At 34.7% G+C, this 12,122-nt stretch carries 10 protein-coding genes; 2 read left to right on the top strand and 8 right to left on the bottom strand.

All coding sequences use genetic code 11. From position 1 onward, the window contains the following. Window positions 1–15: 15 nt before the first annotated feature. The 5 genes from C1Y58_RS22600 to C1Y58_RS22580 all read right to left on the bottom strand — a co-directional run bounded on the left by C1Y58_RS22600 (window position 16) and on the right by C1Y58_RS22580 (window position 6,491). Window positions 16–561: a LytTR family DNA-binding domain-containing protein gene (locus tag C1Y58_RS22600; protein WP_157950245.1), complete on the bottom strand. Its 546-nt coding sequence runs from the start codon at window positions 559–561 to the stop codon at window positions 16–18. A 299-nt stretch (window positions 562–860) separates the two neighbouring features. Continuing rightward, window positions 861–1,475, bottom strand: a complete 615-nt coding sequence (locus C1Y58_RS22595; RefSeq protein WP_105619090.1) for a deoxynucleoside kinase — start codon at window positions 1,473–1,475, stop codon at window positions 861–863. A 294-nt stretch (window positions 1,476–1,769) separates the two neighbouring features. Continuing rightward, entirely contained in the window at window positions 1,770–2,333 is a 564-nt protein-coding gene (locus C1Y58_RS22590; RefSeq protein WP_105619089.1) for an indolepyruvate oxidoreductase subunit beta, read from the bottom strand. 3 nt (window positions 2,334–2,336) lie between these two features. Further along, window positions 2,337–4,067 carry an indolepyruvate ferredoxin oxidoreductase subunit alpha gene (gene iorA, locus C1Y58_RS22585; RefSeq protein WP_105619087.1) on the bottom strand — a complete coding sequence of 577 codons (1,731 nt, stop codon included), beginning with the start codon at window positions 4,065–4,067 and terminating at the stop codon, window positions 2,337–2,339. A 282-nt stretch (window positions 4,068–4,349) separates the two neighbouring features. Continuing rightward, window positions 4,350–6,491, bottom strand: coding sequence for a Tex family protein (locus tag C1Y58_RS22580; RefSeq protein WP_105619085.1), 2,142 nt, complete (start codon window positions 6,489–6,491; stop codon window positions 4,350–4,352). Window positions 6,492–6,955: 464 nt separating this feature from the next. Between C1Y58_RS22580 and C1Y58_RS22575 the strand changes: the two genes are divergently transcribed. Together C1Y58_RS22575 and C1Y58_RS22570 are read left to right on the top strand one after the other, a co-directional pair. Further along, window positions 6,956–8,800 carry a M3 family oligoendopeptidase gene (locus C1Y58_RS22575; RefSeq protein ID WP_105619083.1) on the top strand — a complete coding sequence of 615 codons (1,845 nt, stop codon included), beginning with the start codon at window positions 6,956–6,958 and terminating at the stop codon, window positions 8,798–8,800. 139 nt (window positions 8,801–8,939) lie between these two features. Continuing rightward, window positions 8,940–9,662 carry a DUF4386 domain-containing protein gene (locus tag C1Y58_RS22570; RefSeq protein WP_105619082.1) on the top strand — a complete coding sequence of 241 codons (723 nt, stop codon included), beginning with the start codon at window positions 8,940–8,942 and terminating at the stop codon, window positions 9,660–9,662. On the opposite strand, the gene C1Y58_RS22565 is transcribed toward C1Y58_RS22570, so the two are convergent. From C1Y58_RS22565 to C1Y58_RS22555, 3 genes are all read right to left on the bottom strand, one after another. Beyond that, window positions 9,628–10,215 (bottom strand): Crp/Fnr family transcriptional regulator, encoded by a 588-nt coding sequence (locus C1Y58_RS22565; RefSeq protein ID WP_105619080.1) that lies wholly within the window; start codon window positions 10,213–10,215, stop codon window positions 9,628–9,630. The genes C1Y58_RS22570 and C1Y58_RS22565 overlap by 35 nt on opposite strands. A gap of 100 nt (window positions 10,216–10,315) precedes the next feature. Next, a complete protein-coding gene (locus C1Y58_RS22560; RefSeq protein ID WP_105619078.1) occupies window positions 10,316–11,251 on the bottom strand; it encodes an amidohydrolase family protein in 936 nt (311 codons plus the stop codon). A gap of 169 nt (window positions 11,252–11,420) precedes the next feature. Further along, window positions 11,421–11,996, bottom strand: coding sequence for a flavin reductase family protein (locus tag C1Y58_RS22555; RefSeq protein WP_105619076.1), 576 nt, complete (start codon window positions 11,994–11,996; stop codon window positions 11,421–11,423). Window positions 11,997–12,122 lie beyond the last annotated feature (126 nt).

The raw sequence follows: 12,122 nt of genomic DNA, 5'->3' as shown, positions 1-12,122 counted from the left end.
AACAGCCTCCTAATCCTACATTCCAATGCTTTGTTTAAATGCTTTAATATAGTTTTTCGACACAATTATTTCTTCATCGTTGTAAAAAACCAGCATTAGCTTGTAATTGAACCAGGGAATAATTTGTTTAATTTTCATTATATTAACGATATTCGACTTAGATACCCTAATAAAATCTTTGCCCATCAGCATCTGTTCCAATTCATATAATTTTTCTTTACATATGTACTCTTCACTCTCCGTATAACAATAAGTCGTATTATTTTTAGATTCAAAATAATGAATATCTTCAAAATTAATAATACTAAAATTCTCTTCTTTCTTACCTATTATAAATTTAGGGTGTGCAAAGGTATTCATACGATCCATTAGCGAAAAGAATTCTTCTAAATTGCTTTTATTAAAGCAAATACTTACTTGATCATGGGGTTGACTTCGCTTTATATCATTTTGTAGGAGGATTACATCATAACTGTAGTTATTTCTTTCAAAGCCTTTTCGACTAAGGTACTCTTCAATGATGCCATCTAACTCTTCATCACATATAAGCTTATATTGCATAGCGTCCCCCCTCACCATATACTCCATTATAGGCATTTTTTTGAAAATGTAAACTATATTTATGTAAGATGTCAAAAAGTTGGCGCAAGATGTTCATAAACCCGAGTAAAAAAACAGTATTGAATGGATTAATATACATATCTTAACAATTTTACCATTCAACCTTCTAAAAAATGGCCATTGACTATTATTTTATCTCTAATGATAGTCAACAGCAAATCCAAAAATGATTAAAATGAAAAAATACACGACCACTGTCTATTGATGGTCGTGTACATTTATGATCTTTTTCAATTGTTTTAGTTGGATAATTGATAAGGTTTAATACGTTCTACCAATTCTTTAATATGGTTGTCATTAAAGGAGTCAAACTCTTTAGCATCGACGCGAATTACATCTGAGAGATCATAACTATCAATCCATTTCTGATATTTCTCATTCAGTCTCTCCCAATAGCGTTTTTCAACTTCTGTTTCAAGACCTCTATTTCTCTTTCTGATCCTATCCAAAGCTGTCTCCACATCACAATCGATAAAAACCATCAAAGAAGGGTTCTTTGCATGCTCAAGCATGTTGTCAAGAAGCGTACTGTATGTATTAAACTCTTCCAGACTCATTTCTCCATCTTCCATAAGCATTTCTGCAAATATTCGATCGCCAAAAATAGATCGATCTAAAAGACCCCCATGTTTTTTATGGATTTCTTTAATCTGTGCAAATCGGATATTTAAAAAGTGGATTTGCATCGTAAATGACCATCTCTCTTTATCCGCATAAAATCTCTCTAATAGATTAAATGTATCTGTTGAAGCCATCTCTCTATATAGCTTTAAATCTAAGGCATCTTCAAGTTTTTCACCTAATGTGGTCTTCCCAGCGCCTACTACGCCATCTATTACTATCACGTCTTTCATTCCCCTTTACTCCTTACTTGTTACTGCAGTCTCGCATTTATTCATTAATAATGTGATTAAATCACCCAAAGATATAAAAACGCTTTTGGGTTTTAATCATATAAGTGAACCGAATGCATACGCTCTTAATTTTATCAGATTTTCAGCTTTTTGTGAAGGAGAAAAGATTGTAAGTCGAATTTTCGGCAAAAATTATCCCCATATCTAAAAATATAGGGATAATTTGTAAGAATGCTTAGATTTTCAAAAGCAGTGTATCACTTTAATAATTCAATTTGACTTCTACATTAATTATTATAGCGATTTGAAGGCTTTTGTATTAATTTCAATTGTCTTCTTAGGTACTGTTATTTCAATAGCTTTTTCCCATTGTTCTACATCAAAATCAAGATGTTTAGCCAATTCTCCTAAAAGTACGGTATTAACTACTCTGAAGTTACCCAACTCTCTTGCATGACTTAATGCATCAATGAAGATAGTCTTATCACATTTTCCCTTAATCTGTTCAACTAAATCACTTGGGTATTCTGCTCCACCAGTAATAACAGGCATAGGATTGATTTCTTGAGTATTAACAATCATAACGCCATCTTTCTTAAGATAATGAGCCCAGCGTAATGCTTCCATTTTCTCGAAGGCAACAATCACATCCGCGTGACCTATTTCAACCAAGGGTGAATATACTTTTTCACCAAATCGAATATGGGTTACAACGCTACCACCACGTTGTGCCATACCATGTACTTCCGATAATTTAACGTCATATCCGTTATTTAACGCTAGATTTCCTAATATACGACTAGTAAGTAAAGTTCCTTGTCCACCAACGCCAACAACTAATATATTCTTAACTGACATGGTCTATTCCCCCTTTTCGATTGCGCCAAATGGGCATACTTTAGTACATAGATTACAGCCAACACATAAAGCATCATTAATGATGATATTACCATCTTTCTTCTGAATAGCAGGGCATCCAATTTTCATACACATGTTACACTTTCTACACGTCTCTTGGTTCACATAGAGTGGTATACGTTTTTTCTTTTTATCCAATAATTCACATGGAGCGGATGCAATGATGACAGATGGTTCTTCCCTATTCGTTTCTTCCTTTAAAGCCACTTCAACTTCTTTTGGTTTAAAAGGATTAACAACTCGTACATGATGAATACCAACAGCCTTACAGAGCGCAACCAAATTAAGAACTGGGACTTCCTCACCTTTTAAATTTCTACCCGTTGTTGGATTTTCTTGATGACCTGTCATACCTGTTGTTGAATTATCTAGAATCATCACAGTTGAGATACCCTTATTATAAACAATGTCAACTAATCCTGTTATACCTGAATGTACAAAGGTGGAGTCTCCTACTATACCTACCCATTTTTTGATAAACTCTTTGCCTCTTGCCTTTTCAACCCCATGAAGCATACTAACACCGCCACCCATACATACGCAAGTGTCAATACCTTCAAGAGGAGGTAATGCACCAAGTGTATAGCATCCGATATCTCCTGTAGCATGTATCTTTAATTTCTTTAATACATAATAAATCCCTCTATGTGGGCAACCAGGGCATAATACTGGTGGGCGACCTGGTAATTTTTCAGCGTCTCTTAATTCAAGCTCTTTACCTAATATACGCTCTTCTATCATATTGGCACTATATTCACCTTGAACAGTAAAAATCTCTTTACCAATTACCTTTATACCCCAAGCCTTAATCTGCTCTTCAAATATAGGCTCTAATTCTTCTACTATATAAAGGCGATCTACTTTAGAAGCAAAGTCTTCTATTAATTTTTTAGGCAATGGATGTACCATACCTAATTTTAAAACAGATGCGTCAGGCATAACTTCTTTAACATATTGATAAGGAACACCACTGGTAATAATACCCACCTTGGTATCTTTCATTTCTACTGTATTTAAATCTGTAAAAGTCGATGCATCTTCTGCTAGTTGATTCATCCTCTTCTCAACAATAATATGCTTAGGTCGTGCATAAAGTGGCATCATAACATTTTTTTCTATATTCTTTTCATAAGGTTTAAGCTCTACTACTTCTCTCTCATTTAATTGAACAATACTTTGGGAATGACTTATGCGCGTTGTCAAACGAATAAATACTGGTGTATCATAAGCTTCACTGATATCAAAAGCACGTTTCATATAGCTAAGCGCTTCATTACTATCAGCTGGCTCTAGCATCGGTATATGTGCAGCTCTAGCATAGTAGCGGCTATCTTGTTCATTTTGAGAACTATGCATACCTGGGTCATCAGCTGTACAAATAACAAGCCCACCATTAATTCCTGTATACGAAGCAGTGAACAATGGATCTGCTGCCACATTCACCCCAACATGCTTCATGGATACCATCGTTCGGGCTCCTGCCATAGCAGAACCTAGGGCTACCTCCATAGCTACCTTCTCGTTGGGTGACCACTCCGCATAAATATCATCGTAACCTGCAACAAACTCTGTAATCTCTGTACTAGGTGTTCCTGGATAAGCAACTGCAACAGTGACACCTGCTTCATAAGCGCCCCTTGCAATCGCTTGATTGCCTAGCATTATTGTTTTCATCTTGAAAACCCCCATTCTGATGTTATACCTCACCTAAATTTTCCATACTTTTCTGATTATTTTGAAAATATTATTGTTAGCCATCTTATATTAAATAAAATGCCGAATATATTATGGCGACTTATTTTAAACTATCTAAAATATTCACCTCCCATGAAAATTCAGATAAATTAAAATTTATATTATATACAACAGCTCATTAAGTAATGCTTCCGAACTGTAGATATCTTATTTAATACTCTGCTTGCGGTTATTATCTTACCCGCAAACAGAGTCTGCTTTTTATATTTTCATGCTCATGGAAATTCTTTTCTTGTTAAGATCAACCCCTAAAATCTTAACTTCTACGATATCCCCAACAGCTATCACATCTAATGGATGTTTGATAAAGCGGTCTGCTATCTCACTGATATGCACTAATCCATCTTGATGTACGCCTATATCAATAAAAGCACCAAAGTCAATAACATTTCGCACAGTCCCTTTAAGAATCATACCTTCTTTTAGATCTTCCATCTCTAAAACATCTGTTCTTAAGATAGGACTTGGCATATCTTCACGTGGATCACGCCCTGGCTTTTCTAGTTCTTTCATGATATCCTCAAGAGTCGGTACGCCAATACCAATTTCCTCTGCCATACCTTCGGGATTTTTTACTTCATTAATAATACCCTTGACTTTTTGTTCCTTAACATCACTTAACTTAAATCCTAAAAGAGATAAAAGTTTTTCTGTAGCTTCATACGACTCTGGATGAACTGAAGTATTGTCTAATGGATGCTTACCATCTCGTATACGCAGGAATCCTGCACATTGTTCATATGCTTTTGGTCCAAGCTTTGCAACTTTCAATAACTCTTTACGATTATTAAATTCACCTTTTTCTTCTCTATAAGCGACAATGTTTTTGGATACTGCTTTACTGATACCTGCTACATACTCAAGAAGAGAAGGTGATGCTGTATTCAAATCAACACCTACTTTGTTAACACTATCCTCCACAACACCAGTTAAAGCGCCACTTAAACGCTTTTGATTCATATCATGCTGATATTGACCTACACCGATAGATTTTGGATCAATTTTTACTAATTCAGCTAGTGGGTCTTGTAAACGTCTGGCTATGGAAACAGCACTACGTAAAGCTACATCAAACTCTGGAAACTCTTCAGTACCAAGTTTTGAAGCTGAATATACCGATGCTCCAGCTTCATTGACTATGACATAGTAGATTTTTTCATGAATTTCCTTTAGAAGTTCCACAATAAACATCTCAGATTCCCTTGATGCCGTCCCATTACCAATGGCAATCATTTCAATACCATGTTCTTTGATCATACGCTTAATGACTTTTTTTGCTTCTACCACTTTGCTTTGTGGTGGTGTAGGATAAATAACGCCTGTTTCTAAAACTTTTCCTGTACCTGTAACAACTGCTAGTTTACAACCTGTACGGAAGGCTGGGTCCAACCCCAAAACTACCTTATTGTGAATTGGTGGTTGCATCAAAAGTTGTACAAGGTTCTTACCAAATACTTTGATAGCACCTTCTTCTGCGATTTCAGTTAATTCATTACGAATTTCGCGTTCAATGGCTGGTGCAATCAATCGCTTATAACTGTCTTCAATAATTTCTCTTAAGATATCCACAGTATGCACAGCATCTTTATGAATAACCTTCGTTTGAAGGTATCTTTCTATATCTTCAACAGGAGCTAAAATCTTAACTGTCAACAGTTTCTCTTTTTCTCCTCGATTAATGGCTAAAATTCGATGGGATGCTACACGTTTAATAGGCTCACTATAGTCATAATACATTTCATAAACAGATTGTTCTTTTTCATCTTTAGCCTTGGTTTCAATACTTCCTTTATTGAAAGTTATATTTCGAATGTATTTACGATAATCAGCTTCATCGGAAATCATTTCTGCAATGATATCTTTAGCACCATCAATTGCATCCTCTGCTGTCTCAACACCTTTTTCTGCATCAATATATTTAGCAGCTTCTTCAGTTAAATCTCCTGTAAACTTTTGTAGGATAATTAAAGTTGCTAAAGGTTCTAATCCTTTTTCTTTAGCTATTGTTGCTCTTGTCCTTCTTTTTGGTCGGTATGGACGATAAAGATCATCCACTTCAACAATGGTCTTGGCTGACATAACTTGTTTCTTCAGTTCTTCTGTCAACTTGCCTTGCTCGTCTATACTGCTAATAACTTGTTCTTTCTTAGCTTCTAGATTACGCAAATACATAAGTCGCTCATGAAGATCTCTTAAGACTTCATCAGTCAGTGACCCTGTTCTTTCTTTTCTATATCTAGCTATAAAAGGAATTGTATATCCTTCATCTATAAGTGCCATTGTGTTATTAACTTGGGTCGGTTTTAATGAAAATTCTTGCTGCAAAACCTTTGATATATCCATCCTGTAACTCCTTTTCTTCGTTATATATATTTAACTTAACCCATTTATGCAGTTTTATAGTTAAGCCTAATATGTCATCTTTGAACTTACTATTCATCTTTCACATAAATATTAAGGCAATAATGAGATTCTTCCTAATTAAAGAGCCATCTTTATTTTAGGTTATGTCATACTAGAGAAATACTTTATTTTTCCATCTACATGCCTAATATTTTCATCAACTTACTTATATCATACTATATTTTTATATTCTATTCAAATTTACAAAAGATTTTAACTCTTAATTCAATTCTGCATGAATTATTTTTTTATCCTAATGGACATAATAGTTCAATACAAGCTATATCTTTTGAACTTAATCCTCATACTACATATATTGAACTTAATTTATTCTCTTATTAATGAAGTTCAATATGTATTTCCTTGATATCATACCATTATCTTAAAGAAAGGATGGATTAGACATGAAAAACAGATGGACCCTTTTAATAATGGTCACCATCATTTCAATAACCCTTTTTGCTTGTACTGCAGATAGTGTTGACGTCTATACAAAAGGAGAAGAACTTTATTATTGGCATTTAACAGATATCTATGAGAACGAAGAAGCTTGGCAAGCTGATTATAATTATGTCCTCAGACTTATAGAAGATATTCATAGCTACGAAAACCAACTATCCCGTAATTATGAGGCTTTCCAGAGTGTTTTATACAAACAGGAAACTCTAGCGCACTTGCTGGATCAATTGAATACTTACGCCATGCTCTACTATCATCAAGATATGACCAATCAACAAGCAGTAGAGCTTCAATCTAAAATGACGACTTTAACAGGTAAAGCTATTAATCAATTAGCCTATATCGATCCAGAAATTAGAAATATGGATGATTCACTTCTAAGTAAGTATATGGATTTTCCTGAAATGATTATTTATAGAGATTATATCGATGACATACGAGATCCCATCTATAATAAGCTGACAAGAGAAGAGGAAGCCATATTGTCTTTAACAAGTCCTTTATACAACATCCCCCAAGATATGTACGAGGCTTATATTTATCAGTTTCCTTTTGAAATAGATACAACAAGTGAGGCTCTTTTCTCAGAAGATCGTTCTATTAGGAAAGAAGCCACTACAGAATATTTAAAGAAAAGAACTCAAGGCATCCATCTTCTATCAGAAACCTTAGAGGCTCAGATTACCCTGCAATCTTTTATGGCTGATGCAAAAGGTTTCGACACAGCTCTTGATTATGCCATGTATAAGAATAATCTGTCTCGTCAGGATTATGATAATATCATCACTTTTACACGCCAGAACTTAGCCCCATTACATCAATGGATGGGTATACGTCATGATCACATGGATTTTGAAGAAAGCGAACCTTTAAAAATCTACGACTTCCAGATACCCTTGATCAAAAATGATGCCTATTCCGTGATTACTTACGATGAAGGTAAAGAGCTTATCATATCTGCACTTCAACCATTAGGCGAAACTTACACTACAGGTTTAGAAAGAGCTTTTGATGAAAATTGGATCTTCCCAATTCCAACAGAAAACAAATACAAAGGGGCTTATACTACTAATATCTACGATTTACACCCCTTCGTCCTTGTAAATTACACTGGCTCCTTGGATAGCGTCCTAACACTATCTCACGAATTAGGTCATGCTATGCATTTTTACTACACTAACGCTAACCAACCCTATGCGGCATCAAAGATTTCAATTTATACCGCAGAAGTGACTTCTACAACCAATGAGATTCTTATATTGGAATATTTACTATCTCATGCAGAATCTAATGAGGAGAAATTAGTTTTACTGGATCAGTATATCGAATTAATCTTCAACACTGTCTACAACCAAGTACTAGCAGCAGAATTCGAAAAAACAATCTATGATGCATATGAAGCAGGTACTCCTCTAAGTGCTGAGTATTTCAATGAAACATGGGGTAATCTTCAAGAGACTTATTATGGTGACTACTTTGAAGCTGATCTGTTATCCTCCACATCATGGGCTAATATTCCACACTTTTATAACAGCTTCTATGTGTATCAGTATGCGACAGGCATTACCGCAGGACTCTATTATGGTACTGAAATTTCTCAAGGTAATGAGGATGTTAGAGATCAATATCTATCTTTCCTTTCCGCTGGAGCATCTGATGAACCTACAGTACTTCTAAGAAATGCTGGTATTGATATGACAGCTAATTACCCCTATGATGCTATCTTTCAGAAGTTTAATGAATTGGTATCAACTTACAATGAACTTTATAAAATGACACAATTCCAATAAACGATGTGCGTAGGAAACTCCTCAGTTACTGGGACCAATCAGGGAACTGAGGAGTTTTATCTTGAATTATTGACTTAAGTCAATGCATGCTTTTGATTTTTCAATTACAATACTATCAAAAGACTAAGGAGGTCATAAGATGAATGCATTACAACAAGATACAAATCAACTTCGTCAATCAGCAGTAATTGCAGGGATTTCCTTGCTAATCATGACACTAGCTGCTTTTTTCTCATACGGTTATATTCATAGCTCATTAATTATTAGTGGTGATTCAATCGCAACATTAGAAAACCTCCAGGCATCTGCAGGTTTATTTAGAGCAGAAATACTTGGCTGGCTCATCATTCTGATATTGGATATCGTTGTTTCATGGGCATTTTACATCTACCTAAAGCCAATACAACAAGGTTATTCACTACTAGCGGCTTGGCTTCGACTTATCTACACCGCTATTCTGGCAATTGCAATAGCGAACCTTGTTCAAGTAGGTACTCTGATAAATCAAAGTGAACAACTTTTTGCCTCATCCCCTACGGCTCTTGCTCCTCAGATCATGATAGCTGTACAGACCTTTGAATCAGTTTGGTCACTGGGCTTAATTATCTTTGGTCTACATCTTTTAGCCATCGGTCTGATAGCACTAAAAACTAAAAAAATTCCAAAAGTAATCAGCATACTACTTACTCTAGCGGGTATAAGCTATATATTAGTCCATCTCTTACATGGATTCTTTCCAAAACTTGATACGATAACATCTATATTAGAAATGATTTTAAGTATTCCAATGATTGCTGGTGAACTGGGCTTTGGTATTTGGCTCCTGATCAGAGGTGGTCGTGCACCTCTAACCGACGCTTAATCCGACTAAGGGATTCAGGTGTTATACCTAAAAAACTAGCTAACTGATGCTGAGGTACTCGTTGAATGAGATTAGGGCGCTTTTCAAGAAGCGCCTTATATCGTTCCTCTGGGCGAGATGCCATAAACACCGCGAAGTTATCATGGATTTCACCAATGTTTTCTTCTATCATCATACGAGTCATAGATTCCAGACCTGAATGCTTGTCGTACATATCTTCCGTAATGGATAGATCACCTACAACAAGTACGCAGTCTTCTAAGCAGCTTAAAGAATATTTTGATGCCTTATCCTTAGTGTGTTGATTGAAGATGGTCACTCCTTGCTCTTCTGCAAAAAAATTGTAGGTCGTTTCTTTGCCCGTTTCGTCTACTGCAAATTGTCTAACACACCCCTTTAATACGAAGTAACACTTTTTGGGAACCTCTCCTTGATGCAGAAGGATGGTTCCCTTCTTGAATTCCTCAATAGGAACATCTGCAACGATGCTTTTTAATGCATCTTCACTAAAATCAGTGAAACGCTTCATATATTGAATAAGGATATCTCTCATCGCAATCAGCCTCCACAATTGTCATATTACTATTTAGTTATAGTATAACAATTCGTGATGAATCTAACAACGATCTAATGTCAAGACAGCTTATCTTAAGTTATAGAATTAAACCATTTTCCCTTATCTGATTTAATTCAGACGCACTTAGAATACCTGCTTTATAAATATTTAAGTACTCCATGGAAACACTTTGATTAAATATGAGCATATCATCCGTATTTATTGTTACAGAAATTCCGACATGATATAACTCTTGAATAGGGTGGGACTTATAGTCCTCAACTCGCTTAAGCATTACATTACTCGTTGGACATACATTAAGCTGAATTTTGTTGGTTGCTAACCATTTCATTACTTCCTTTGATTCAACAGCTGATATGCCATGTTGAACCTGATCCAATTCCAATATGTCAACAGCTTTTCTTATAGATTCTGCATCTCCGAATTCACCAACATGGGCTTTAAGTATATAACCATTCTCTTTAGCCTTCTTATAAATATTCTTATAATTATTAACAGAGTGTGTATCATCACCAACTAAATCGATTGATTTAAAGTAGTTTAAACTAAGAATCTCATCAAAACATTTTTCAATAGGTTTAATATCAGGCGTCCTTCCAAAACAAATTACAGGTATAAACTGCATATCTTTAGCCACTTTCTGATGCGTCTCATGTATTGCTTTTACGTATAATTCTAAATTATTATCAAAAAAGATAGCGTCTCCTACACCAAAACTCATACTAAGAAGCTTAACACCATCCTCCTTCGCATGCCTAAACGCCCCTTCTATCCTTTTTAAAAAACCTTCTTTTCCTATACACACAGGTTTTATAGTCTTGTTATACCATTCTTGCATATCCATTAAATTATCAAACTTATGAGGTGCTCTTTCCAAATCCTGTTTACACCACTCTTCAATGAATCGAATATCAGCTCCTCTTGTTGCATGATTATGTAGGTCACTCTTATGAACGTTTTTAAGTTGTTCTAAATTATTAGATTTTAATGCTTCAATAAATTTATGTTTCAAAGTTCTCACCTCTTCTATTACATATTAGTAGGATGGTTAGTTAACTCCATATTACAAGGCTTATACATATAAGAATCTATATCTCAATTTTAGAGAAATCAAAAAGCATATACTAATAAATTGAATTAAATTTGCAGTATATGCTTTTAGACTTAGTTAATTTTCTAATTTATTTCTTTAGAAAACTTTTTGAATGATGCACCTTATTTTTATCTAAATATCTATAAACTCTTAAGTTATCATCTCCTAAATATTCAACTGAATCTATCTTATCATAAATGAGATTGTTATTATCATCGAGTAAAACATCACTAACCAAACGTCCTTTTATCTTCGCCAATATATTTACGTAGCTTTCAAAAAAAGAGTTCTCTATGACATCTACAGGAGTACACTCTAATGATATAGGGCAATTTTGTATAATTGGAGCATTAATAATTTCTGATTTTTTGTAACCTAAGTTACTGAGTTTGAATTTATTACTTTTATGCCCTGAGTAAGCTCCACAGATATCAATCTCTTTCATCATTGAACTGTCAGGTATATTAACAGTGAAATCAATACCTTCTTTGATGTGATTTACTGCATAACTGTTCTTTCCAAAACCTAATACAATCATCTCCCCTAAAGAATAAGACGATGAAAGTGTAGTTATATTAGGTCTATTTTCACTGTCATAATAAGCGACAAGAATTACAGGGAATCCATAGTACATTTTATTATATTCCACTCGTTTTTTGATCATAGCTTCCTCCTAATATTGATTACTAGATTACAAATACCTTTGATAACAATACCTTAGTACGCGAACATACATTCTATTATATCATATAGAATCCGCACTGTGTCAAGTGAAACAGCGGAATAACCC

It is taken from the genome of Vallitalea okinawensis (assembly GCF_002964605.1).
GTDB lineage: Bacteria > Bacillota > Clostridia > Lachnospirales > PQDH01 > Vallitalea_A > Vallitalea_A okinawensis.
Note: the sequence above shows the minus strand (reverse complement) of the source record. Positions and strands in the feature narration are given on the sequence as shown.

Coding starts and splice junctions, on each gene's coding strand:
- C1Y58_RS22600 (WP_157950245.1), bottom strand. CDS start 561: ATGCAATATAAGCTTATATGTGATGAAGAGTTAGATGGCATCATTGAA.
- C1Y58_RS22595 (WP_105619090.1), bottom strand. CDS start 1,475: ATGAAAGACGTGATAGTAATAGATGGCGTAGTAGGCGCTGGGAAGACC.
- C1Y58_RS22590 (WP_105619089.1), bottom strand. CDS start 2,333: ATGTCAGTTAAGAATATATTAGTTGTTGGCGTTGGTGGACAAGGAACT.
- iorA (WP_105619087.1), bottom strand. CDS start 4,067: ATGAAAACAATAATGCTAGGCAATCAAGCGATTGCAAGGGGCGCTTAT.
- C1Y58_RS22580 (WP_105619085.1), bottom strand. CDS start 6,491: ATGGATATATCAAAGGTTTTGCAGCAAGAATTTTCATTAAAACCGACC.
- C1Y58_RS22575 (WP_105619083.1), top strand. CDS start 6,956: ATGAAAAACAGATGGACCCTTTTAATAATGGTCACCATCATTTCAATA.
- C1Y58_RS22570 (WP_105619082.1), top strand. CDS start 8,940: ATGAATGCATTACAACAAGATACAAATCAACTTCGTCAATCAGCAGTA.
- C1Y58_RS22565 (WP_105619080.1), bottom strand. CDS start 10,215: ATGAGAGATATCCTTATTCAATATATGAAGCGTTTCACTGATTTTAGT.
- C1Y58_RS22555 (WP_105619076.1), bottom strand. CDS start 11,996: ATGATCAAAAAACGAGTGGAATATAATAAAATGTACTATGGATTCCCT.